This is a genomic window from Blastomonas aquatica (assembly GCF_014639875.1).
Taxonomy (GTDB): domain Bacteria; phylum Pseudomonadota; class Alphaproteobacteria; order Sphingomonadales; family Sphingomonadaceae; genus Blastomonas; species Blastomonas aquatica.
The window spans coordinates 826849-850862 of record NZ_BMGD01000001.1; the positions used below are offsets into that span (position 1 = coordinate 826849).

The 24014-nt window shown below is 59.4% G+C and carries 19 protein-coding genes; 11 read left to right on the forward strand and 8 right to left on the reverse strand.

Annotated elements, in window-relative coordinates; translation table 11 throughout:
* Nucleotides 1–12: 12 nt before the first annotated feature.
* The 6 genes from IEW00_RS03845 to IEW00_RS03870 all read right to left on the reverse strand — a co-directional run bounded on the left by IEW00_RS03845 (nucleotide 13) and on the right by IEW00_RS03870 (nucleotide 6267).
* Entirely contained in the window at nucleotides 13–741 is a 729-nt protein-coding gene (locus IEW00_RS03845; protein ID WP_188512993.1) for an SDR family oxidoreductase, read from the reverse strand.
* Nucleotides 742–2076, reverse strand: a complete 1335-nt coding sequence (locus IEW00_RS03850) for an FAD-binding oxidoreductase (RefSeq protein ID WP_188512994.1) — start codon at nucleotides 2074–2076, stop codon at nucleotides 742–744. It lies immediately after the preceding gene.
* Complete coding sequence (locus IEW00_RS03855; protein ID WP_188512995.1) at nucleotides 2076–3527, reverse strand: UbiA family prenyltransferase; 1452 nt, start codon at nucleotides 3525–3527, stop codon at nucleotides 2076–2078. Before IEW00_RS03855 ends, IEW00_RS03850 begins: the two co-directional genes overlap by 1 nt.
* Nucleotides 3524–3976, reverse strand: a complete 453-nt coding sequence (locus IEW00_RS03860; RefSeq protein ID WP_188512996.1) for a GtrA family protein — start codon at nucleotides 3974–3976, stop codon at nucleotides 3524–3526. The genes IEW00_RS03855 and IEW00_RS03860 overlap by 4 nt, the downstream gene beginning before the upstream one ends.
* Nucleotides 3973–5262: an NAD(P)/FAD-dependent oxidoreductase gene (locus IEW00_RS03865; RefSeq protein ID WP_188512997.1), complete on the reverse strand. Its 1290-nt coding sequence runs from the start codon at nucleotides 5260–5262 to the stop codon at nucleotides 3973–3975. Before IEW00_RS03865 ends, IEW00_RS03860 begins: the two co-directional genes overlap by 4 nt.
* A 72-nt stretch (nucleotides 5263–5334) precedes the next feature.
* Nucleotides 5335–6267, reverse strand: a complete 933-nt coding sequence (locus tag IEW00_RS03870; protein ID WP_188512998.1) for an NAD-dependent epimerase/dehydratase family protein — start codon at nucleotides 6265–6267, stop codon at nucleotides 5335–5337.
* Between the two features lie 68 nt (nucleotides 6268–6335).
* Here IEW00_RS03870 and IEW00_RS03875 point away from each other — a divergent pair, with 68 nt between their 5' ends.
* The 6 genes from IEW00_RS03875 to IEW00_RS03900 all read left to right on the forward strand — a co-directional run bounded on the left by IEW00_RS03875 (nucleotide 6336) and on the right by IEW00_RS03900 (nucleotide 15969).
* Nucleotides 6336–8138, forward strand: coding sequence for a hypothetical protein (locus IEW00_RS03875; RefSeq protein ID WP_188512999.1), 1803 nt, complete (start codon nucleotides 6336–6338; stop codon nucleotides 8136–8138).
* 237 nt (nucleotides 8139–8375) lie between these two features.
* Nucleotides 8376–10043 carry a hypothetical protein gene (locus IEW00_RS03880; RefSeq protein WP_188513000.1) on the forward strand — a complete coding sequence of 556 codons (1668 nt, stop codon included), beginning with the start codon at nucleotides 8376–8378 and terminating at the stop codon, nucleotides 10041–10043.
* A 292-nt stretch (nucleotides 10044–10335) separates the two neighbouring features.
* Nucleotides 10336–11790 carry an O-antigen ligase family protein gene (locus tag IEW00_RS03885; protein WP_188513001.1) on the forward strand — a complete coding sequence of 485 codons (1455 nt, stop codon included), beginning with the start codon at nucleotides 10336–10338 and terminating at the stop codon, nucleotides 11788–11790.
* Nucleotides 11783–12517 (forward strand): polysaccharide biosynthesis/export family protein, encoded by a 735-nt coding sequence (locus IEW00_RS03890; protein ID WP_188513002.1) that lies wholly within the window; start codon nucleotides 11783–11785, stop codon nucleotides 12515–12517. Before IEW00_RS03885 ends, IEW00_RS03890 begins: the two co-directional genes overlap by 8 nt.
* 19 nt (nucleotides 12518–12536) lie before the next feature.
* A complete protein-coding gene (locus IEW00_RS03895; RefSeq protein WP_188513003.1) occupies nucleotides 12537–14738 on the forward strand; it encodes a GumC family protein in 2202 nt (733 codons plus the stop codon).
* Between the two features lie 118 nt (nucleotides 14739–14856).
* Nucleotides 14857–15969 (forward strand): hypothetical protein, encoded by a 1113-nt coding sequence (locus tag IEW00_RS03900; protein WP_188513004.1) that lies wholly within the window; start codon nucleotides 14857–14859, stop codon nucleotides 15967–15969.
* 52 nt (nucleotides 15970–16021) lie between these two features.
* Here the strand turns inward: IEW00_RS03900 and IEW00_RS03905 are convergent, their stop codons facing one another.
* Nucleotides 16022–17305 (reverse strand): O-antigen ligase family protein, encoded by a 1284-nt coding sequence (locus IEW00_RS03905; protein WP_188513005.1) that lies wholly within the window; start codon nucleotides 17303–17305, stop codon nucleotides 16022–16024.
* 357 nt (nucleotides 17306–17662) lie between these two features.
* Nucleotides 17663–18277, reverse strand: a complete 615-nt coding sequence (locus IEW00_RS03910) for a class I SAM-dependent methyltransferase (RefSeq protein ID WP_188513006.1) — start codon at nucleotides 18275–18277, stop codon at nucleotides 17663–17665.
* 509 nt (nucleotides 18278–18786) lie between these two features.
* Here IEW00_RS03910 and IEW00_RS03915 point away from each other — a divergent pair.
* The 5 genes from IEW00_RS03915 (at nucleotide 18787) to rfbB (ending at nucleotide 24002) form a co-directional block, all read left to right on the forward strand.
* Nucleotides 18787–20253, forward strand: a complete 1467-nt coding sequence (locus IEW00_RS03915; RefSeq protein ID WP_188513007.1) for a flippase — start codon at nucleotides 18787–18789, stop codon at nucleotides 20251–20253.
* A 258-nt stretch (nucleotides 20254–20511) separates the two neighbouring features.
* Nucleotides 20512–21402: a glucose-1-phosphate thymidylyltransferase RfbA gene (gene rfbA, locus IEW00_RS03920; protein WP_229736791.1), complete on the forward strand. Its 891-nt coding sequence runs from the start codon at nucleotides 20512–20514 to the stop codon at nucleotides 21400–21402.
* Nucleotides 21402–21944 carry a dTDP-4-dehydrorhamnose 3,5-epimerase gene (gene rfbC, locus IEW00_RS03925; RefSeq protein WP_373282578.1) on the forward strand — a complete coding sequence of 181 codons (543 nt, stop codon included), beginning with the start codon at nucleotides 21402–21404 and terminating at the stop codon, nucleotides 21942–21944. Before rfbA ends, rfbC begins: the two co-directional genes overlap by 1 nt.
* Nucleotides 21941–22798: a dTDP-4-dehydrorhamnose reductase gene (gene rfbD / locus IEW00_RS03930; RefSeq protein ID WP_188513008.1), complete on the forward strand. Its 858-nt coding sequence runs from the start codon at nucleotides 21941–21943 to the stop codon at nucleotides 22796–22798. Before rfbC ends, rfbD begins: the two co-directional genes overlap by 4 nt.
* A gap of 130 nt (nucleotides 22799–22928) precedes the next feature.
* Nucleotides 22929–24002, forward strand: a complete 1074-nt coding sequence (gene rfbB, locus IEW00_RS03935; protein WP_188513009.1) for a dTDP-glucose 4,6-dehydratase — start codon at nucleotides 22929–22931, stop codon at nucleotides 24000–24002.
* Nucleotides 24003–24014: the final 12 nt, after the last annotated feature.

Sequence of the window (24014 nt, forward strand, 5' to 3'; positions counted from 1 at the left end):
GGTGCCTTGAGGTCAAAGAGAGAGTTTCTTGAAGATCGGCTCGGGGATCGCGCGAATGATGGTCATCACCAGGCGCCAGCGGCCCAATGTGTAGATGACGTCGCTCTTCTTGTCCTGCGCCTTGATGATCGCATCGGCGACCTGCTCGGGCTCGGCGGTCATCACCGGGGAGAGCTTCATGCCCGCGGTCATCTGGGTGCGGACAAAGCCGGGCTTGACCGTCATCACATGCAGCCCGGTCTTGGCATGCGCGTTGCGTAGACCCGAAAGAAACGCGGTGAAACCCGCCTTGGCCGAACCATAGATGAAGTTGGAGGCGCGGCCGCGATCGCCCGCGACCGAGCTGATACCGATGATGCAGGCATCGGGAACATTCGCCATGCGGCGTGCGGCGGCGAGCAGATAGCGCGCCGGGCCGTTGTAGTTGCTGTCCATCACGCGCGCTGCGGTTTCGTCGTTCGCTGCCGATTCAGCCTGATCGCCCAGAAGCCCTGCGACCATCACCACAGTGCCGGGCACCACGCCCAGCGAATCAAAGAACGCATCTGCAGCGCCATCGGTGATATCGACGCTCACCGAGCGCACCTTGGCCTCGGTGCGCAGGGCAAGATCGGTCGCATCGGCGCTGATGTCGCCGCGCGCGGCCAGAATGACCTCGCAGCCCTTGGCGGCATAGGCCTTGGCAAGCGCGCGGCCGATATCCGAACGGGCACCCAGAATAAGGACGGGGGAAGCGAGCATTTACAGACCCAATCTTTGTGAAAGCAGCGAGGAGAAGCGCCGGTCGAGCCCATATTGCGCACGAAGGTTACGAAATTCGTCAAGCCTGGGATAGCCGGCGGCAAAGCGTTCGGGCGAGACCCGAGCGTCCTTGGTGAGATACACGCGTCCGCCATGATCGGCGGTGATCGCATCGAGCCGCTCGAGCAGTGCGAAATTGTCAGACGTAGCGGGGAAATCGAGCGCGAGCGTATAGCCTTCCATCGGAAAGCTCAGCATGCCGAACGACCCAGGTCCCATGCGCTTCAGGACCGCGAGGAACGAGCCTGCGCCTGCGGCGGAGATCGCCTCGAGCAGACGGCGCATGCCTTTGGCGCTTTCGGCGAGTGGCAGCACGGATTGATACTGCAAAAAGCCCTGGCGGCCATAGATCCGGTTCCACTCGAAGATCGCATCGAGCGGATAGAAGTACGGGTCGACATCGACCACTGCGTCGCCCGGACGCTGCATCGCATAATACAGATGGTTGAACATCCGTACGTTGAAGCCGCTCAAGGCAAAGTTCGGGAAATCGATCGGAATCGTCTTGGGCTTGCGTGATCGCCGGACCAGCGGTGCGGCAAGCCGTGCCGGGTCTAGATCGGTGAGCTTTGCATGTTCGCCCAGCAGGATCGCCGACCGGCCGAGGCTCTTTCCTGTCGCCATGCAGTCGATCCACGCGACCGAATAGGTCGATCCGTGCGATTGTTCGAACAGCGCCAGTGCTTCGTCAAGATCGGGCACGCGGATGGTGCGCTGACGCACGAACGCGGTCTCGATCTTCAGCATGCGGAACGAGACGCGCACGATGATCCCGGTCAACCCCATGCCGCCGCAGGTCGCGGCGAACAGATCGGCATTCTCGGACGGCGAGCATCGCATCACCCGGCCATCGCCGAGATCGAGGTCGAACCAGTCGACATGGTCGCAGAACGATCCAGCCGCATGATGGTTCTTGCCGTGCACGTCGCTGGCGATCATCCCGCCGATGGTGACCATCCGTGTGCCGGGAGTCACCGGAGGGAACCAGCCGCGCGGAACCAAGGATGCGACCAGATCAGAAAGTAGCACGCCCGCCTCGCACACCAAAACGCCGGTCGCCTCGTCGAATGTAATCAGCCGGTCGAGCCTGCGCATGTCGATGGTGGCATCGACGTTCATGCTGGCGTCGCCATACGAGCGGCCGTTGCCGCGCGCGATGACGCTGGGTAAAGGCATCAGCGTTTCATGCAGCGCCTGGGTCGTGATCGGCTGCCATACGGTGCACTCGCGCACCGGATAGCGGCCCCATCCGGCGAGAGGTGCCCGATACGGCATCAGATCGAGATCGCGATGATCACGGCGGCGACAACGCCGGTCAGCCAGCTGACCTTGTCGGTTATCGCAAAGATGATCGGATCATCGTGCATCTCGTTGCGGTTGGACAACATCAGCGCGCGGCTGATCCAGTAGATCAGCAACGGGCAGATCAGCCACATCCGCAACGGATGCGCATAAAGCGAGGTGATTTGGGGGCTGCTGAGGTACAGCATCACAACCATCACCGAGGCATAGCCCGCCGCCGCGCCCAGCGGTAGCAGCATCGCCAGATCGTTGATGGCATAGCCGCGCCCCGGAGGGGAGGACTTTCCGGCATCACGCCGCGCCACCAGCTCCGAACAGCGTTTGACGATCGCCAGGCTGAGGAAGAAGAACAGGCAGAACATCAGCAGCCATTGCGACTTTTCCTCGCCCGTTGCCGCAATCCCGCCGAGCACCCGGATGGTGTAAAGCCCGCCCAGGATGATGACGTCGACCAGCATCTGGCGCTTAAGGAACAGCGAATAGCCAAGCGTGAGCGCGACATAGCCGAGCAGGATCGCGAGAAACTCGAGCGGCAGCAGCGCGGCGATGCCGATCGCCACCGCCATCAGGCCGATGGCCATCACGATGCCACGAGGGATCGATATCTGCGCAGCCGCAAACGGCCGCCTGGACTTGCGATGATGGTCGCGGTCACCCGGCAGATCGAGCAGGTCGTTGATGATATAAGCGCTCGATGCAGCAAAGCTGAATGCCCAGAATGCCATGAACGCAGCAAGCAGCACCGCAAAATCACCGATGCTGTGTCCTGCAATCGCGGGCAGGAACACCAGCGTGTTCTTGGCCCATTGATAGGGCCGCATCGCCTTTAAATAAGGGCGGATCGGTGTCCGGGGCCGAGCGATGACCTCAACATCGGGGAAGCGGCGCTTGACCGCGCGCTCGAGCCCGCCGGTGTGCGCGATCAGGATCGCGTGCCGTGCCGCATCCCAGACGGGCATATCGACCATGTGGTCGCCGATATAGTCGAAACCCTTGTGGCCAAACCGCTCGACCAACGCGGCGGCCTTGTTGGGTCCGGCCAGATTGGTGATACCGTCCGACCCCATCACGCCATCGACGCCATCGATCCGCGCGGCGATCTGCTCGACCCAACGGTGATCGGACGCGGACGCCAACCAGACCTCGCGGCCCTGTGCCTTGGCAGCAGAGATCGCCGCCACGGTTTCGTCGCGCAGCGGCATACTGCTGATGTGCGGATCGACGGTATCGACCAGGTTCTTTTTGAGCGAGGCCTTGCCGCCCGCCAGCCAGCTGAGCAGCTTCCACGCGTTCCACGGCTGGGTGGCGATCAATTGCAGCGCCGCCTCGAACAGCAGGTCGGTGCGAATCAGCGTGCCGTCAACATCGACGACCAGCGGGGTCCGGTCGGCTGAGGCGCCCTGTTGCATCTGCTGATCGATCACGGCTTGGTCTTCTCGCCAAAGGAATAATGCTTGTGCGCGTAATAGCTCAGCACGATCGGGCTGACCACGCCCACCAGATGCGCGATTTCCTCGGCCTGCCAGTCCCAGCCAATAAAGGGCAGCACCAGCCGCAGCATGCCTGCGCTGACGCCCAGCACGACGAGGAAGCTGAACGCGTTGACCACGGCAAAGCGGCCATATTCGGCCAGCCAGCTGTCGCCGCTGGCGTTGAACACGAACAATCGCGCGAGCAGGAAGGCGGTGGTCATGCCGAACAGATAGGCGACCGAAACCGCGGCCTCATAGGGCATCACATGGCTGAGCAGCCAGCGCGAGGCCAGGTTGACCAGCGCCGCGATGCCCCCGGTGACGATGAAGCTGGCAAAGCGCTTTCCTTCACCGCTGCCGGGTGCCGCATCGGGCGTCACCTTGTCCGACAGGCTGGTCATGCGCTGATATGCTCCACCATTTCCTTGGCAAGCCGCGCACTTTCGGAGATGCCGCGATCCTCGGGATAATAGAAGCAGGTGTCTGCCACCTGCAGCCCTGCGATCGGGGTCTGCACAGGTGGGATCTTCGCGGCAAAGCCCGGCTCGCAAATCGGCTGGGCATGGCGCAGGCGGCCGACCTTGGTCGCGCGGATGTCCTCGCGGGTGATACCGGGATTGATCCGCTGGATATACGAAAACGCCTCGTCGACCAGTCTCTGGTCGTCCCACGAGAATTTGGGATGGGTGACCGGCATGTAATACGGCACATAGACCACCGCTTCGCCGTCAGGTGCGGGGCGCAGGTTCGAAAACTCGATAATCCCGGGGATCTCGATGTCGGGTTCGATGATGTTGACCCAGAAGTGGGGCGTCACCGGCTTCTTCAGGCGGAACAGCAGGCAGCACACGCCGATATTCTCGATCGCGTCGTACTTCGCCTTCCAGTCGGCTGGCATGTCTGGGATCATGTCGGAGACGAGCGGCGTCGGCACGGTGGAGATGACATGATCGGCGGGGTGGAACCCGTCGGCAGCCTGAACACCTGTAACCTTGCCGTTTTCGCTGACGACCTGGCTTACCGGGTTGCCCAGCGACACCTTGCCGCCCAGCGCCTCGATCCGCTCGACCAGCCGGTCGACCAGGGTCTGGCTGCCGCCCTCGATATAGCCCAGCTGCTCCTGGAAGATCGACTTGCGCGAGCGACCGGTGCGCTTGACCCGCGTCCAGATCCACGCCGCAGAAACATTGTCGGCGTACTGGAAGAACTTGAGATCAAACAATGGCTTCCAGAGCTTGTCGTAGACGCTCTTGCCCGACCAGCGGGTGATCCACTCGCGCGCGCTCTGCGTCTCGAGCGCATCCCAGCGGTCGCGCTTGGTCGAGACGAAGGCGAGCAGGCCATAGCGGAACTTCTCGATGAGGCTGAGGTGCGGATAGGTCAGTAGCGAGACCGGATCGCCCCATTTGTGCAAGGCTCCGCCCGAGAAGTAGCCCATCGAGGTGTCGCGCCAGCGCATCGCATCGCCAAGGCCAATGTCGGCCATCAGGTCGAAGGTCGGCTGGTCGGTCTTGCAGACGAAGTGATAGAAGCGCTCGATCGACATTCCGGCGAAGTCGAAATGTGCCGCCATTCCGCCGGCATCGGGCGAAGCCTCGATCACCTCGACCGTGTGCCCCGCCTTGGCAGCATGATAGCCTGCGGCCAGCCCCATGGCTCCGGCACCGATTACGACGACACGTGACATCCAATTCTCCCGGCGTGCGCTTTGGCAAGCCTCAACATGATCGGGCAGGCCCGGTCCGGCAATTAGCCGTGATCAGAACTGCAGTGCAATCTTCGAGTACACCGGATGGCCGAAGGTCTCGGCCAGCGCCTCGTCGAGCGGGGTGGCGCGCACGCCGAAGATCCCGGGCCAGTCGATGATCTCGAACACGTCCGGGGTCGACAATGCCTTGAGCTGCTTCTCGGTGAACGGAGGGTTCTTGCTGAACACTGCATAGGTTCGCAGCAGCATCGCGAACAGGCCATAGGGTATCTTGACGATCATCGCCTTGGCCCCGGTCGCGCGCTTCATTGCGCAGATCAGGTCGACATAGTCGATCCGCTCCTGCCCGGTGATGTTGTACGCGCCGGTCATCTTCTTCTCGATCGCCGAGACGATGACATCGCAGAAATCGCCGACATACAGCGGCTGGCGCAGATACTTGCCGTCGCCGGGAATCGGGAACACCGGCACCTTTTCCATGAAGCGCGCCAGCCAGCCGACATGCTTGCGGTCGAACCAGCCGAACATCAATGTCGGCCGCAGCACGATCTGGGTGATGCCGGTTTCTGCGACCAACTTTTCCTGCGCTTTCTTGGTTTCGGTATAGTCATCCACCGCGAGCGAATTGACCACCGAGGACGAGATGTTGACCACATAAGCCACGTCGTGCGCCTTTGCCGCTGCCATCACGCGTTCGCTGGCCAGAATGTTGTTGTCGACGAATTCCTGCGGCACCAGCCCACCGATCTGGGCGTGGCCGTGGACCAGTGCGTCGCAATCGGCCAGCACGTGTTGCCAGCCGTCCTCGCGCGCCAGATCGGCGACGATCACCTCGATATCGGGGTGCTGCTCGCGCAGGATCGCGCAGTTGTTCGCGGCCTTGTCGATTGAAACGATCCGGGTGTAGCCACGCTGCTTGAGCTTGGCGACCAGGTTCTGTCCAACCAACCCCGCGCCCCCGGTGATCACTATCTTCTTGTCCACGCGTCACATCCTCTGGGCGAATGACGCCCTTTTAGCAGCGTGGGACCATTAGGCATGCTTTGGGTGCAGTGCAACAAGGAAGCGGGAAGGGCTTCAACGCTCAGAAAGAAAGGCGTTCCATCCGTGGCCCGTCCAGTGTAGCGACCGATGAAACCATGGCGCAGGAACGCGAACCAATGATGCATGCAACGCCACAAAGCCGTTACATTGGCGACATGCAGTTTTTCTTTGCGAATTCACCATGGCGCTCCACAATTATCGTATTTTTTGTATCGTTTTTGGCACTGCTCGGATTGATGGTGCGCGATCTGAATGTATACGATGAAGGAATTATTTTCACTGGTGCAATGAGGACCTTGAATGGGGAAATCCCTCATCGAGATTACTATTCGACTTACGGGCCGGGCCAGAATTATCTAGTAGCAGCAATATTAAATTACGTCAGCGAAAATCCGATATTTCCGAGACTTTACAGCGTATCGGTTATGTCAGCGATCGTGGTCTGTGTCTATCTGGTCCAGTTCAAGCGGGCAGGTATTATTGCGATCACCGTATCTCTAATAGCATGCTTGGCATTTTTGATCGCCTTCCAGTCCCATTTGTATCCGATTTACCCCGTCATTCTTCTGGCATTGGTCGGTGCGGTCTTTTTGCTATGGAATGAGCGATCACCCACCTTGCTGGGTTCGGCTCTAGCGGGTCTATGTGCTGGTGCTGCTGCGCTGTTCCGTTATGATGGCGGCTTTTTTATATTGGTTTCTCACTGCGTAGCAATCCTATTGCTTGCACAGGGTCAATCGATAAGTGAGCGTATCAATAACGCGCTTCAGAAAGTTTTTGTCTACGGCGCAATGTCCGCAGTTTTTTTTCTGCCATTTGCGGCAGTATATCTTGGTGTTGCAAACTTTGCAGATTTCTATCACGATATCATTCACTATCCGTTGCGATATTACTCTGATATGCGGAGTTTGCCCTTTCCTGGGTTTAAGATTTTAAGCACCAATCCGGAGCAATTGGCAGTTTATTTCCCAGTTTTTGTGGTCGCAATCGCGCTGGTCGATATGGCTCGAAGCCGTCCTTGGAAAAATTCCGAAGCGCTCGATCAAAAGCAATTTCCGGTCCTAGTGTTGATGCTTACCATGACTGTGATCCTTTATTACAAAGGAATGGTACGCGTGAGCACGTCACACATGTTCATGTCCATTATCCCTGCCACAGTTTTGTTCGGGATACTGGTTGAACGTGCTGTTGTGAAAGGGGCGGGGAAGGCTACGGTTGCAGTGTTCTTGATCGTGGGCGCCATCCCGGCGCTTGGCTTGGGTCGTGAACTGGTGATGGACCTTGTACATCCTGACCGAACTTTCATAGGATGGGTGGTTGGAGCACCTGAAGAGCCGGGGGACTGCTCGACCTTCCAAGCTTCCGCAGCGGTACGTTTGAACGCTGACTATATACGCACGGGTCGTTATATACGGGCTCATTCTCGCGAAAGTGAAAAGATATTTGTCGGCCTCAATCGTCACGACAAGATATTCATTAACCCCATGATCTTGTATCACGCAGCAGACAGACTGCCCGGAACCCACTGGCATCATTTTGATCCAGGCCTTCAGACCCGGGCGGATATCCAGCGCCAGGTGATTGCCGATTTGCGGAGGAATCGGGTGAGATGGGTGGTGCGTGATTCAAGCTTCGATGACGTCGCCGAGCCTAATGCCAGCGCGCGCAGCAGTGGTGTTGGTATTCTGGACGACTTTTTGGCAGAGCAGTACCGACCTGTTGCCTCCTCGGGTAAGGTCCAGATCTGGCTTGCCAAAGGTGCCATCGCACCGCCCCTGGGCGAGCAACGTCAATGCATGGCAACCGCCTAATATGTGAGGTAGCTTGTTTGGAACGCTAAACGGTTCGAGCGATTTTGCCTCTAGTCATGGGGCGGCAAATCGAATTCATGGGTGGATTATGCGGTTTTATACAAGTTTGGTTGGGCAGTGATGCAAGTTTCACTATTCAAGGGGCGTTTCCATAAAGAGAGCAATTGGCTTTCACTGGTGCGGTTGGCCTGGTTTGGAGTTGGAGCTTTCACCGGGCTGCTTCTCATTCTGTTGGTTGTGCGGACGTATATCGGCGTTCCCCATTGGGACAGCTGGGGGCTGCTAACCAATCAACAGGTTCTCGGCGGCTTCTTCGATTCGCTTAACGGGCATGTCAGCATGGCACCGCGGCTGATTTATGCGGCCGATATCTGGCTGGCGTCGGGTTCATCAGCGCTGAGCATGGGTATGACGGTGCTGCTGCTGGTCGCCGATGCGTGGCTCCTCGTCTGGGTCTGCCGCAAGTCGGGGCTGTCGTGGGTGTATCAGGGCTTTGCTGTGATCATGCTGCTTTGGGCCTATCCGGTGGCCAATTTCATGAGCGCGTTTAACGTCCAGATCGTCGGGGTGTTCGTTTTGGCGACCTTCGCCTTTGCCGCGATGGCGTTCGCCAAGGGGAGCAAGGGGTTGTGGCTGTCGATTGCCATCGCCGCGACCGCCGGTTTCACCATGGCCAACGGAATTCTGGCTGGGTTTCTGCTGGCACCGCTCGCTTTCATTCTGGGCCGGCCGGGCAAAGCGATTGCAACGGCCGCGATCGGCGGCGCTGCGATCATCGGCGTCTACTTGCTGCTGGCAACCGGCAGCGAGGACGTGCTGTGCACCGATGTGTACGACACGCAAAAGGCGCAGAGCTATCTGTCGTTGCAGAGCATCGGATCGATGCTGGGGTATCTTGGGGTCTATCTGGGCGCGCCGATCGCGCGGATCGTTTTTCGTACCGCCAGCTTCACCGATGCGACGCTGATTGTCACCGGCGTGCTGGGGTATACAGGGCTGCTCGTCGGCGCGTTCCTGTCATTGCGGGCATTGTTCGATCCGCAGCAGCGGCAGCGACCGATCGTCGGCTTCCTGATGGCGCTGCTTGCCTTTCTGGTCGGAACGGCTGCGGTCACCGCGTATGGCCGCGGCGTCGAGTGCCCGGTCTATTCGGCAGCAACCAGCCGCTACGGCACATCTGCAGACATGTTCTGGATGACCATCGTGCTGCTGGTAGGGGCTTTGCCGCTGGTGGATCGTCCATGGGCGCGGCAAATCCCGGCAATCGGCACCTTGCTGTTCGGCCTGGTCATCGCTGCCAGCCAGCCCTTCATTGTCAAGGCGATGATCGTCAGCCCCGGGCTCTCTCCGGTGGCAACCGGCAAGTCGGGTGAGCAGTTCCTTGGCGGCGGCCATCAGGCCGACCGGGTGGGCGCGCGGACCGCTATCCTGTCGAGTACGCTAGATATCGCTGCGCTGCGCGTCATCATGCTGGAGCCGGATGCCACGACGCTGAACACGTTCGACTTTCTGCGCCGCAGCAGGCTTGCGCCGTTCCACCCGGAATGGGCGGCGCTGCTGGGCAAGCCGATGCCTGCGGGTTTCAACCTGCGCGATCGCAGCTGTTCGGGCGCGGTCGGACTGCCGGTAGCGCTGCCCGATGGCGGCTGGCGGATCGGTGGGATGCTGCGCGGCACGGCAAGCCAGTTCGACCATATTGTCGCTGTCAACTCAGCAGGCCTGGTTGCCGGCTATGCCATGCGCAGCCCGGGCCGCAGCTTTGGCGAAGCGGCGATGAATACCAACCCTGGTTGGCAGGGCCACGTCAACGGAAGGCTGGGTGGCGGATCGGTCGCGGTGTATGCGTTTGATCCCGACGAGAAAACGGCTTGTCGATTTGGGCAAGCGGGTTTGCCCAGCGTGTGACTATGGCGCCGACCCGGGGGCAATGGGGCATTGGCACAGGCGTTAACGACAAAAAACTTGCGCAAAACCATGCTTCCCAGCAAAGCCGTAGCGATATGCGACCGGCGGTCGCTGGTGACAGGTTGCGTAACCCGGTTGAGAAAGTTTAGCACGCAGTGGCAATCGAGTTTCACAGCAATCGCGCCGCCTTATCGTCGGATCAGCCCGAAAGATCCCTTCTGGTTTTTGCAGCCACCGTGCTTTGGCTTCGGACACGTGGCAAGATCATCGCAAGCGCGGGGATTTCGCGCTGATGGCATTCGATTTTCTCAAGAAACCGGCGACGACCAAGATCGGCGCCGATGGTCGGCGTTACAAATCCAAGTCACTGTCGAGAACCAAGACCCCGCAGCGCGGTAACCGCAGAAGCCGTGCGTTCTGGGTGTTGTTGGCGTTCCTGGCGCTGGTGTTTCTGCTCGGCGGCAGCTCGCGCAAGGAAATTCCGGGCCTGCTGTTGCTGAGGCCGATCTCGATCCTCGTGGCATTCTACGCGATCGCGACGACCACGGCTGAACAATGGCGAACCTATCGGGCACCGTTGGTGATGATGGCGGCGATCGTCGTGCTGACGATCGCCCATCTCGTCCCGTTGCCTCCATCGGTCTGGCAAACGCTGGCGGGGCGCGGCATCATCCTGGATATCGAAACGCTCGCCGGTCAGCCCGATATCTGGTTGCCGCTGGCGATGGTGCCAGGGGGTGCGTGGAATGCCTTCTATGCCCTGTTCGCGCCGATTGCGGTGTTCTTCCTGGCCGTTCAGCTCGATGACCGGGATACGTTCTGGATGCTGGTCGCGCTGACGGGCCTAGCATTGCTCAGCGGGTTGGTCGGCGTGATGCAGGCTGCCGGTATCAATGTCCAACTCTATGCGATCATGTCGGATACCCCACCGGGCCTGTTTGCCAACCGCAACCATCAGGCAGCTCTGCTGGCGATGCTCTTTCCGATGCTGGCACTGATCGCGGCAACAGGTGACCGCTTCGGTTTCGATGGCGGTTTTCTTCGGATTCTGACGGCCGCTCTGGCCATCGCTGTTGTACCGCTCGTGTTTGTCACCGGGTCGCGGATGGGGCTTGTTGTATCGGGTGTAGCGGTTCTGAGCGTCGCAGCGATGCAGCTGGGGCTTTTGCCGTCGCGCTGGTTCCGCTCGGGCTCGCGTTCCAAAATCGTGGCGGGGGCCGCGATTGCTGCGGTCATCGCTGGGATCGGCGTGATCGGTGTGACCATGTCGCGCAATGTCGCGGTCGAGCGGTTGGCGCTGATCAACGAGGATCTGCGCTATTCGGTCTGGGAAGAGGTTATGGCGTTCCTGCCGGGCTATCTGCCCTGGGGGTCGGGTGTCGGCAGCTATGCCGAGGTCTACCAGATTCACGAACCCAGCGCATTGTTGAGCGCGAGCTATTCCAACCACGTGCACAACGATTGGCTGGAAGTGGCGCTGATGGCGGGTGTCCCGGGTGCCGCTCTGCTCGCTGCTGCGCTGGTCATGTTTGTCGTCGCGGTCTGGCGCTGCCGAGGAGCGCGGGGAACACAGAGCAAGTTCAACCGTCTGGGGCTGATCATGGTACTGGTTTTGGCCATTGCGAGCACTGTTGATTATCCGCTAAGGACACCCATCATGGCGGCGGTTTTTGCACTGGCGACAGTGTGGTCTTGTCGGCCAAATCACGCAATTCGCGAAGTTAAGGGCAGAAAAGCCAATGTTTGAACGTGCCCGTAAGATTTTCATCCCGGCGCTCGCATCGCTTGCGTGCGCAGCGTGCGCGACTGGCGGCCCGGTAGAGGTTGGCGGGGCTACCAACCTCTCGATGGTTCAGGCGGATTCGCTGCCGGTGCCCAGCGCGGCAGATTACGCCGCATCGCCGCGTGCGTTCATCATCGGCCCCTATGACATGCTGAGCATCGACGTGTTCGGCAACGAGGATCTGCGGCTGGAGGAAATCCAGGTAGACGCAGGTGGCCGGATCACATTCCCGCTGATCGGAACAGTCGAAGTGGCCGGTAAAACCCCGGGCGAAGCCGCTCGGACGATGGAAGCCATGCTCAAGGGCCGGTATCTGCGCAATCCGCAGGTCACCGTGAACCTCAAGGAAACCTCAAGCCAGGTGGTCGCGATCAGCGGTGAGATCAAGAGGCCCGGCGTCTATCCCATTGTTGGGGACATGACCCTGCTCAAGGCGATCGCCCGGGCCGAAGGATGGACCGAGTTCTCCAAAAAGCGCGAGGTGCTGGTGTTCCGCAAGGTCGGCGGCCAGCAATATGCTGCGTTGTACGATGCCAAGGCCATCGAGCGCGGCCAGTATGCCGACCCCGAACTGTTTCCCAATGATACGGTCGTTGTCGGCGATTCGCAGGCGCGGCGCAACATGAAGGACCTCTTCACGGTGGTACCGCCCATCGTCGGTCCCTTGATCTTCCTGCTCGGCCAAAACTGACGCAAGCGCTGGATAAGACATGCAAAACACAGAAAATTTTGGCGCTCTAGAATCGCAGCAGGGCTATCCGAACGCGGGTACCGGCACCGGTCCTTCGGTGCCGCCGATGCTGCTGCAATATTGGTATACCGTGATGCGGTGGCGCTGGCTGATGCTCGGCATCATCCTGGGGTGCATCGTCCTGAGTGTGGTCGCGACATTGTTCATGTCACCGCAGTACACCGCGCAGGTCCAGATCCAGGTCGATCGCCAGCAAAAGCAGATCACGATGGTCGAGGGCATTGAGGCCCAGACGACGCCGCAGGACCAGGAGTTCTATGCGACGCAGTACAACCTGCTGACCGCGCGGCCGCTGGCCGAGCGTGTTGCTGCCTCCCTGGCGCTTTACGAAAACGAGACGTTCCTGACCGCTCATGGTATCGATGGCGATGTTCTGACCGAAAAGGCGCCAGGCCTGTCCGCGCAGCAGATCAGGGATAAAAACAGGAGCCTGATCGTCAAGCTGCTGCTCGATAATGTGGAAACTGTCCCAATTCGCAACTCTAAGCTGGTCAACGTTCAATATACCAGCCGTGACGCCGCTTTGTCATCGCGGATTGCCAATGAATGGGCTGCTGCGTTCATCTCGACCAGCATGGACCGTCAGTATGCGTCCACTGCCGATGCGCGCAAGTTTCTCGAAGAGCGGCTGGTTACGCTCCGGCAGCGGCTCGACGAATCCGAAAAGCTGGCGGTCGATTATGCCTCGCGCTACGGCATCGTGACGCTGGGTGAGACCAAGGACAGCGAGGGGCGCACAATTTCCAACCAGACACTGGCAGGATCGCAGCTCGCAGAAATGGCAACCGCGCTGAACGAGGCCACTGCGGCGCGGATTGCGGCAGAATCGCGCAGTGCATCAGCCGGTGAATCGACCACAGAGTCCGTTACCAGCACTACGCTCTCCAATTTGCGATCGCAGCGTTCAACGATCGCGGCAGAATATGCCAGAAGGCGGGTCCAGCTCGAAGACGGACACCCGACGGTCCAGGAATTGCGGCAGCAGCTGACGGCTGCCGACGGTGCCATTTCGCAGGAAACCCAGCGCATTTCGCGCGCGCGCCAGTCCGAGTATCGCGAAGCATCGCGGCGTGAAGCCGAGCTGCGCGCACAGGTCGAATCGCTCAAGCGAGGCTATGACACCGAGAACAAGGCCAACATCCAATATGCCGCGTTCCTGCGCGATGCTGATACCAACCGGCAAATCTATGATGCGCTGCTGCAGCGTTATAAGGAAATCGGCGTTGCCGGCCAGGTGGGTGTCAACAACATCAGCGTGGTCGAGCCCGCCATCATTCCCGATCGACCGTCTTCGCCCAATCTGTTGCTGAACCTGTTGGTGGCCACCTTCCTCGGGATCGCGCTGGCCGGTGCTACCGCCTTTGGCCTTGAACAGATCGATGAAGGCATTCGCGATCCGACCCAGGTCGATGCGCTGCTGGGCCTGCCGCTGCTGGGTATCACCCCGAAGGTCGACAGGAACGCGGCCGAGGAGATGCAGGATCTCAAGTCTGCGCTCTACGACGCGTATTTCTCGATCCATTCGAACCTGTCGTTTTCGACCAGCCACGGGTTCCCCAAGTCGCTGGCCATCACCAGCACGCGTCCCAGCGAAGGCAAGAGCTCGACCTCGCTCTCGCTGGCGATTGTGCTGGGCCGCACCGGCAAGAAGGTGCTTCTGATCGATGGGGATCTGCGCTCGCCATCGGTTCATGGCATGCTGGGGATGACCAACGAAAAAGGTTTGAGCAACTATCTCGCGGGTGAGGACGAATGGCGGAGCTTTATCCAGCCGACCGAGCTCAAGAACGTGTCGATCATCTCGACCGGACGGTCGCCCCCGAGTGCGGCTGAATTGCTCAGCGGTGACCGGCTGTCGATGCTGATCGCGCAGGCTCTGACCGAATACGACAACATCGTGATCGATGCGCCGCCGGTTCTGGGCATGACCGATGCGCCGCTGATCGCCAAGGCGGTCGAGAGCGTTGTGTATGTCGTCGAATCGGTTGGACCAGCGGTGCGCGGCATTCGCAGTTCGATCCAGCGTCTGGTCATGGCCAATGCTCGCCTGTCGGGCGTCGTGCTGACCAAGGTCGGCGAAGGATCGATGAACTACGGTTACGGCTATGGCTATGGTTACGGCTATGGCTATGGCCAGGACCGCAAGGACCTTGATCAGTGAGCATGGTGGCCCTGTGATTAAGGCTGCCTCGCCCGCAGCGCGGGCCGCGCGCTGGCCCTTAGGGTTCGCTGCGCTGGTGCTCGCGTATGGGGCGTTCGACTATTCGCTGGCGAGCAACATGCGCCGGGCCAACCCTGAGGCAGCCTATCGCGCGCGCCCAACCGATCCGGGCGCAGTGGCCGGCGCGATGACCGACCGCATGGTGGCCCGCAACCAGTTCAACGCCAGCGCAGACGATGCCAGCAACGCCCGCGCGGGTCTGCGTCAGGACCCCCTCAACCGCGTCCTGCTGCGAACCCTGGGCGTGCATGAGGAGGTCAACGGAAGGACCCCGGCGGCGTTTGGCTCCATGCAGTTGGCCCACCGCGTCTCGCGCCGTGACAGCATCACCGAACTGTGGCTGGCCGAATACCATCGGCGTCAGGATAATCCGGTCAAGGCGCTGGTCCACTATGACGCAGCGATGCTGGTGCGACCCGACTTGCAGAAGGTGCTGTTCCCGCAGATGGTCCCGGCGCTTGCGAGCGCAAAATTTCGGGCGGCTGTACGGCCTTACATCGTGCGAGGGGCGTCTTGGACCCCATCGTTCGTAGGAACAGCGGCGGGAGCAAATCTGGATAACGCGGCAAGCCTGGTGCGACCCGTCCTTGCAGATATGGCAGGGGGCGTGTTTGATCAGGCATTTTCATCTATTGTATATCGGCTTGCTGCAAGAGGCGACGGGGCGCAGGCCCTTGCCATTGCCCGCGAGGCTTTTGCGGGCCTCGACCAGAATGCGTTTCAGCGGGCTGGGTGGTCAAAGGTTAATCTAGATAGCCGGATGGGCCCGCTTGCATGGAAGTTCAATCAGTCGGTTGATGTATCATCATCGCTTGATCGCCAGGGCAACCTGACGATTGTGGTTTCGCCGTTCGCCGCGGGAAGCGCAGCCCAGCGGACATTTATGGTCACACCCTCAGCGCGCTATCAGTTCAGTTACAAACTTCGGTCCGCTGCAGGCCAGCAGAGTGCCCAGTTACGCTGGAAGGCAGAGTGCGTTAACGAGACCGCGTCAACGACCCTTGGTGAATTTCCCAGCCAGCTACAGCCTGGACAGGCTGCTTCGGGAGCATTGATCGATATACCAGCCGGGTGCTATCTCATGCGCCTGATCGCTAACGTAGCAGGGCCCGATGCTCAGACTGCCTCCGAGATTTCGATTGCCTCACTGCGTTTGGACCGGTTGACCTGAGATCGTGTGACGAGCAGGTGATACCCGCAACCGCTCGCCGCGATTGCAATCACTAACGTCGTTTCCGGAAGGATCTCTCACGGCGTAAGTGTAGCACTAACGCAATCAGCATCATTGCAAAAACAGAGCCAGACGATCCTCCGTTGTATTGCGGAGATTGTAGGCTGTACAATGCATAAACGATGCATGTCAAGGCGACTGCAGTAGCGATAGTATAATCACCAATGGCATCGCACACCATTCTATAGCTCATGCAACCTAGATAGCAAAGCCACGAGTATAGCAATAATCCCAAAACCCCATAGGTATAAAAAATACCTATTAAGCCAATGTCGCCAGGAAAGAAGTAGGTAATTCCCGTTAACGGTTTGTAATTTTCTACGCCGAACGATATACCCGCCCCGGTAAGCCAGTAGTACTGTATCGATTGGGAGACAATATCAATGGAATTTGTGCGAACTGATGCTGACTGATCTCCAAAATATAAAAATGGGTTTAAGTCGGGGTCGATGATCAGCATTAGAGAAAACGCTAAACCAGCAGCGAAGACGATGAATGTCATGCGCCCGAGGCGGGCAGCATTCCTTATAAGTGCATACCCAAGCATCGTCAGGAGAACCAGCAACGTAATCGACCTTGATTCGGTGGCTATCCAGCACAACGTAAACAATCCCGTTAGAAGCAAGACACCGACAGAAAATCTCGCTCTTAGGCTCGCAATCGAATACCCAGTACCGTACAAAAGCAGCAGGGATGCTGAGTGGAGACGGTTCCCACGACCGGCGTCGTCTGCGGTCACAATGGCCCGCGCTACCCCACCGGTATCTATCAGTCCAATTCTCACCGCAGCAGAAGCGGCAAGGTAAAAAAACGCGTATGCAACACAAAGCGTATAAAACCACTTCATAAGCTTCTTATAAGTTCGATCCTGTAAAGTGAGCGCAAATAAACCGGTGAACGTAAGGCCTATGTATTCTCCCCCCGAGTTAAGGGTAAATGGAACGCCCGAGTTGATCGAAAATATGTATAAAAAGAGAAAGACAGACATGAGGCCGGCAACAGATATCAGTGATGCCAAAATTAAGCCTCTGAACAGGCAAATTGCAGCGCCTGTCATTGTCAATCCCGCAGTGCTGACAATCGCAACAACACGAGCGGTCTCTCCCGCGCCCCCCAAAAAGTCAGCAAAAAACGCATAGACAAACGAGGCCGTGCACAGGGCCGCAAATGTCAAATAGGCTGCTGCATTGCCACCGATCGCAAGCAGATGCTTTTCTTGCGGTCGCTGGGCTTGATGGGGGGCTCGATAACGGCCTGGTGCAAAATTATTCAACATGCGTTCCTGCTGTCGTGGCGATCGTCCGGGCCATCTGACATGCTGACTCACCCGCCGCTGAAGCGACTATCATGTCAGTGTTTTGCTCTGGCCGGTCGCCGGTTCCGGTGTTCCATAGCCGGGATAGTGGCAAATGCGCGAGGGCATTTTTGTGTGCACACCCTTTAAGGCGCTATCCTATAAATGCTGCAATCGCATCGCCATGCGACGGCTGAAACTGGGCTTGCCATATTGGTTTTGTCGCGGATGACGAAAGTCTCAGTGGTCGGAAAATAAAGCGTTCGCAAAAGTCGAGAGGTTCGGCCGAGAAATCTCTTCCCCGGCTTCAATAAATATGATTGCCATAGAAACCTTGGTTCAGTCCTTGAAGACCATGTATGACTTCGTCATGCCGAGCGACATTTCACGAACAATCCGTCTCTGTTTAAAGAGCGAGGTGATTTCACGATGGTTCAAAAGGTTTACCTCATCAAACATCGCCTTGGCGTAACGTGGTCCGTTGAAAATAGCTAACGGACTCAGGTTTACCATAACTCGTCCTAGTGGCCGTGGGATCCAGTGGACAACGGGCATCACAAAATGGGGTTCGACCACGAAGCTCTTTGCCGGTGTCTGCACAACATATCGCTTGGAAACACGTTCAATTTCGTTGACAAGCGCTAATCTTTCATCCTTCGGGACATGCTCCATCACTGAATTGCAAATTAACAGGTCGATTTCGTTGTCGCCGTACGGTATGTTTTTACCATCATAAAGTACAATCGAATTGATATGATCATGAGACGCGTCATCGCCCACTGATTGATGGTCTGCTGCGATATTCATTATCGTCACGGATTTAGGCTTGAGAACATCCCCCACCTCCTGCCAGAAATGTATCGATCCTCCCAAATCGAGCACATTATACTGTTGGATTTCGGGGAATTGCGCTTTGATCAATTGAGCTCGATTATTTCGGAATTTGATCAACATAGGACGAAGTAAGGCATACCAAGATGACATTCTATTTGCCCCCACTTAAAAAACAACATGATGACAATAGTTTATAATTTCGGGCGGTAGCCATCTAGCTGGCTACTCCTTAACAAACTATTGGTCATTTTGCCCCTAAATTTCGTATATTTGCTGCCATTGGCGCAAAAAAATTATGTGACGTCTTCGTGCCAGCTGCTGTATCGCAAGCATGGACCGCTTGCAGTCAACTCCGCATTTCTTGCCTCTAAAGCTTTTGAGTGACAAGCGAATTCCTGATCAAAATCGGTTTTTGCGGCCCTTGTCCGGGCACCAAGGTCGGGGTATTGGCCAGTGCAACCCGGTCGGTTCAACTGCCGCCGATTAGTTGGCTCAGTCTGCGATTGGCTCTTACCCCCTGTGAGACGTGTGTTTTCGACGATGATTTGGCCTGTGACCAGCGGGTGGTCGAGCAACAGGCTGATATTAGACAGAGCACCGCGTCGCCCCAGTGCTGGAACGTTTAACCAATGAAGAGCCTCGCTCGTAACTCCGCCTACAATGTGGTGGGTTCTGCCATCCCTATCGTGCTCGCGCTCGCAACGGTACCCGTTTACCTCAAGCTTGTCGGTCCAGACCGTTATGGCGTGCTGGCGATCGCCTGGCTGTTGCTCGGCTATTTCGGGCTTTTCGATCTGGGGCTGGGGCGTGCCACGTCGCAGCGGATTGCTGCGCTCAGGGATGCGCCGGCGTCGGACCGTGCCGCGACCTTCTGGACAGCTTTGTGCGTCAACGTTGTGATGGGCGCGGTCGGGGCGCTGCTGTTCTGGCCGGTGTCCTCTTATCTGTTCGGCGAGTTCTTCCGGGTGGATGAAGCGCTGCGTCCCGAGGTCATTGCGGCAGCGCCACTGCTCGCGCTCGCTGTACCAATCGCGACGACCACGGGCGTACTCACCGGAGCGCTCCAGGGGCGCGAGCGCTTCCTCGAAGTCAATATCATTTCGGTCGTGTCGACCACGCTGTTCCAACTGCTGCCACTGGCAGTGGCCTGGCTCTACGGGCCGTATCTACCGATCGTCCTGCTTTCGGCTCTGGGTGCGCGGGCGCTTGCGCTGGTTGTCTTGTGGTATCGTTGCCAGATCGATCTGGTGCGGGGCCAGCCGGTTCGGCCCGATCGCAAGCTGGTGCGGCCGCTGCTCAGCTATGGTGGCTGGGTGATGCTGACTTCGATAATCGGTCCGCTGCTCGTGGTCTCGGACCGGTTCCTGATCGGTGCCATTCTGGGCGCGGTCGTCGTGGGCTATTATGCCGTCGTGTTCCAGCTGGCCGAGCGGATCACCGTCGTCCCGCTGGCGCTGGCCAACGCGATGTTCCCGCGGCTGGCCACGGTGACCGGCGAGGAGGCTAGCCGCCTGTCGGCCAGCGCGATCACCGCGATCCTTGCGATCATGACTCCGATGATGGTCGCCGGGGTCTTCATCCTCGATCCGTTCCTGACGGTCTGGGTGGGCGCAGAGATCGCCCGCGAGGTCGGGTTCGTCGGCAAGATCCTGCTTGCGGGGTACTGGATCAATTCGCTCGCCTTGGTGCCTTATGCGCGGTTGCAGGCGACAGGACGTCCCGATCTGGTCACCAAAGTGCTGCTGGCCGAGCTGCCGATCTATCTGCCAGCGTTGTACTTTGCCGTCACAACCTTTGGGCTTGTCGGCGCAGCGGTCACGTTCAGTGTCCGGATCGCCGTCGATTATGTGCTGTTGTCGCTGGTGGCCGACAAGATCGCGGCGCCCTGGTCGACATTGGTCTGTATGGCGTTGCTGCTGACGGGCCTTGCGGTATCGGAAATCAGCACGCTTTCGCTGACCATCAACCTTGCCATCGGCGCGCTGATGGTACTGGTTTCAACCGGCATCGGGCTGTGGATCGCCCCGCTGCAGCTGCGCCAGATGATCGCGCGCGTGCTGCCCTGGGGCGGGCAATACATCGCCAAGGTCCGCTAACAACCGGGCCTTGCACCCAAAGCCCGCCGGTTTTGGGCCACTTGCAAGGCCCTGCCATGGCTGTATAGCTCGATCGCCCAAACCGGGTGGCAACAGTCCGGCGCACATGCGCTGAATGATCAAGGGACCTGGCCGAGAGGCAAAGCAACGCGAGCATTGGCAAGCATGATGAAACGGGGGAATTGGTCCCGGCGTCAGGTAGGCCTGCGTTGGCGAGGGTTCGCACATATGCGACGAGGAGATTGAGGTTTGGGCAAGGTGAGCAATAGAAAAGGCATCATTCTGGCCGGAGGCGCAGGCACTCGCCTGCATCCGCTGACCCGGGCTGCCTCCAAGCAGCTCATGCCGGTCTATGACAAGCCGATGATCTATTACCCGCTCTCGACGCTGATGCTGGCGGGCATTCGCGAGATCCTGATCATCACCACCCCGCACGACCAGGCGTCGTTCAAGGCGCTGCTCGGCGATGGCAGCGATTGGGGAATCGCGCTCACTTATGCGATCCAGCCCAACCCCGGCGGCCTTGCACAGGCGTTTCATATCGGCGCGGACTTTATTGGCACCGATCCGTCGGTGCTGGTGCTGGGCGACAATATTTTTTACGGCCACGGCCTGGTCGAGCTGCTGGCTGCGGCCGATGCGCGCACCGATGGCGCAACCGTGTTTGGCTATCATGTCAGCGATGCCAAGGCTTATGGCGTGGTCTCGTTCGATGCCAACGGCAAGGCCGAAACCATCGAGGAAAAGCCCGAGCATCCCAAGTCGAACTACGCGGTGACGGGGCTGTATTTTTATGATGGCCGGGCGGTCGAGCTGGCGCGTGACCTCAAGCCCTCGCCACGCGGCGAGCTGGAAATCACCGATCTCAACCGCATCTACCTCGAACAGGGCGATCTGTCGGTCGAGATCATGGGCCGCGGCTATGCCTGGCTCGATACCGGCACACATGGTTCGCTGCTTGATGCCGCGTTGTATGTTCGCGTCACCGAAGAGCGTCAGGGCCTCAAGATCTGCTGCCCCGAGGAAATCGCGTGGCGCAACGGCTTTATCGACGATGCCCAGCTCGAGAAGATCGCAACGCCGCTGCGCAAGAGCGGCTATGGTGATTATCTGCTCAAGCTGCTCGCCACCAAGGGGCAGGTCTGGTGATCATTAACCCCGTCGATATCCCAGGGCCCCTGGTGATCGAGCCCAAGGTGTTCGGTGACGAGCGCGGCTTCTTTCTCGAAAGCTGGAACGAGGCGCGCTTCAAGGACGCCGGGCTCGACCTCAACTTCGTGCAGGACAACCACAGCCGCTCAGCCAAGGGCGTGCTGCGCGGAGTGCATTTCCAGAACCCCAATCCGCAGGGCAAATTGGTGCGCGTGGTCGCAGGCGCGGTGTGGGACGTCGCGGTCGATCTGCGCGCCTCCTCGCCGTATTACGGCAAGTGGTTCGGCATCGAACTATCTGCTGCCAACAAGCGCATGTTCTGGGTGCCGCCGGGCTTCGGTCACGGCTTTCTAACGCTCGAGGACGGTACTGATTTCCTCTACAAGTGCACTTCGCTTTACGAGCCTGCCTCCGAACAGTCGCTGCAATGGAATGACCCCACGGTCGGAATCGACTGGCCGTTGGGCGACATGACGCCGCAGCTGTCGCAAAAGGATCGCGAAGGCACCGCGTTCGATCAGATCAAGGCATATTCATGAAAATCCTCATCGTCGGCGGCAAGGGCCAGCTGGGCCGGGGCCTGTCTGCAACAGCGCCATTGGACGCGCAGATCGTCAGCCATGACATCGACACGCTCGACATCGGCGATGCAGATGCGCTGCGGGCCTGTGTCGCACAGGTCCGGCCCGACATCTTGTTCAACGCCGCAGCCTATACCGCGGTCGACAAGGCCGAAGGCGACGAGGATGCCGCTCTGCTGGTCAATGGCACCGCGGTCGGAACGCTGGCCGATGCCGCGCGGGAGGCAGGCGCACGGTTCGTCCATGTCTCGACCGATTTCGTGTTCGATGGCACCTCGGGCGTGCCCTATGCACCCGATGCCACCCCCAACCCGGTTAGCGCCTATGGCCGCACCAAGCTGGCGGGCGAGCAGGCCGCAGGCGACGATGCACTGATCGTGCGTACCGCCTGGGTCTATGCGCCGACCGGTGGCAATTTCGTCCGCACGATGCTGCGGCTGATGGCCGAGCGGCCCGAGGTGCGCGTAGTCGCCGACCAGATCGGCACCCCCACTTATGCCCCCGGCCTTGCGCGTGCACTGTGGGCGCTGGCCGCCAACGGCGTGACCGGCATCCATCATTATACCGACAGCGGCGTGGCGAGCTGGTACGATTTTGCGGTCGCGATCCAGGAAGAGGCGCTGGCGAACGGCCTGCTGACGCAGTCCGTTCCGGTGATACCGATCCGCACCGCCGACTACCCTACGCCGGCGCGCCGCCCGCATTATTCGGTGCTCGACAAGACCTCGACCATCTCCGCACTCGGCGCTCCCTCGCCCCATTGGCGCACCAACCTGCGCATGATGCTGGGCGAAATCGCCGCGAATGGCTGAGCCGGCAGTGGCGGGCGTGGATAACGGATGTTGAGACTGTCTAGGCAACATGCTAGCGCAGGCGACCATGCTGCAATGCAGCAATCCCCGTTGCCCGCCGTAAATTGACGCAAGCAGGAAAGATCAACTGATGGCCAATCTGATTGTAACGGGCGGAGCTGGGTTCATTGGTGCGAATTTCGTGCACCGCTGGCGCAAGGTGGCGCCGGCCGACACGATTATCGTGCTCGATGCGCTGACTTATGCGGGCAACCGCGCCAATCTGGACGGGCTTGACGGGGTCGAACTGGTCGAGGGTGACATCTGCGATACCGATCTGGTCTCGAAGCTGATGGCCGACCATGCGATCGACACCATCGTCCACTTTGCTGCCGAAAGCCATGTCGATCGCTCGATCACCGGGCCCGACGCGTTCGTCACCACCAACGTCATCGGCACGCACAGCCTGTTGAAGGCCGCCAAGACCGCGTGGCTCGACAAAGGCAGCGGCATGCCGCACCGGTTCCACCATGTGTCGACCGATGAGGTCTACGGATCGCTCGGCCCCGACGACGCCGCGTTCAGCGAAACCACGGCCTATGCGCCCAATTCGCCCTATTCGGCGTCGAAGGCAGGGTCGGACCATCTGGTGCGCGCCTATCACCATACCTTTGGGCTTGAGACGACGACGAGCAACTGTTCGAACAATTACGGGCCCTACCAGTTTCCCGAAAAGCTGATCCCGCTGTTCGTGCTCAATGCCTTGTCGGGCCGCAGCCTGCCGATCTATGGCGATGGCATGAACGTGCGCGACTGGCTGCATGTCGAAGACCATTGCCTGGGGATCGAGCTGATCATCAGGAACGGCCGTGTCGGCGAAGTGTACAATGTCGGCGGCGGGCAGGAGCTGCCCAACCTGCAAGTGGTCGAGGAAATCTGCGCAGGCGTCGATGCGGCGTTCGCGGCGGACCCCTCGCTGGCGCAGCGCTTCCCCGATGCGCCTGCTGCACAGGGCAAGCCGACTGCCAGCCTGAAAACCTATGTCGAGGACCGCAAGGGCCACGACCGGCGCTATGCCATCGACGAGACCAAGATCCGCAGCGAACTGGGCTATGAGCCCGCACGCGATTTCCCGCAGGGCTTTGCCGAAACGCTGGCCTGGTATCTGGCCAACGAGGGCTGGTGGCAGCCGCTACTGGAACGTGCGCGGCTGAACGCGCGTTGATCGTGCCGGAAG

Bases quoted from the DNA above. Each gene is read 5' to 3' on its own strand.
- IEW00_RS03845 (WP_188512993.1), bottom strand. From the start codon at position 741: ATGCTCGCTTCCCCCGTCCTTATTCTGGGTGCCCGTTCGGATATCGGC.
- IEW00_RS03850 (WP_188512994.1), bottom strand. From the start codon at position 2,076: ATGCCGTATCGGGCACCTCTCGCCGGATGGGGCCGCTATCCGGTGCGC.
- IEW00_RS03860 (WP_188512996.1), bottom strand. From the start codon at position 3,976: ATGACCAGCCTGTCGGACAAGGTGACGCCCGATGCGGCACCCGGCAGC.
- IEW00_RS03865 (WP_188512997.1), bottom strand. From the start codon at position 5,262: ATGTCACGTGTCGTCGTAATCGGTGCCGGAGCCATGGGGCTGGCCGCA.
- IEW00_RS03885 (WP_188513001.1), top strand. From the start codon at position 10,336: ATGGCATTCGATTTTCTCAAGAAACCGGCGACGACCAAGATCGGCGCC.
- IEW00_RS03890 (WP_188513002.1), top strand. From the start codon at position 11,783: ATGTTTGAACGTGCCCGTAAGATTTTCATCCCGGCGCTCGCATCGCTT.
- IEW00_RS03895 (WP_188513003.1), top strand. From the start codon at position 12,537: ATGCAAAACACAGAAAATTTTGGCGCTCTAGAATCGCAGCAGGGCTAT.
- IEW00_RS03900 (WP_188513004.1), top strand. From the start codon at position 14,857: ATGCGCCGGGCCAACCCTGAGGCAGCCTATCGCGCGCGCCCAACCGAT.
- IEW00_RS03905 (WP_188513005.1), bottom strand. From the start codon at position 17,305: ATGTTGAATAATTTTGCACCAGGCCGTTATCGAGCCCCCCATCAAGCC.
- IEW00_RS03910 (WP_188513006.1), bottom strand. From the start codon at position 18,277: ATGTTGATCAAATTCCGAAATAATCGAGCTCAATTGATCAAAGCGCAA.
- IEW00_RS03915 (WP_188513007.1), top strand. From the start codon at position 18,787: ATGAAGAGCCTCGCTCGTAACTCCGCCTACAATGTGGTGGGTTCTGCC.
- rfbD (WP_188513008.1), top strand. From the start codon at position 21,941: ATGAAAATCCTCATCGTCGGCGGCAAGGGCCAGCTGGGCCGGGGCCTG.
- rfbB (WP_188513009.1), top strand. From the start codon at position 22,929: ATGGCCAATCTGATTGTAACGGGCGGAGCTGGGTTCATTGGTGCGAAT.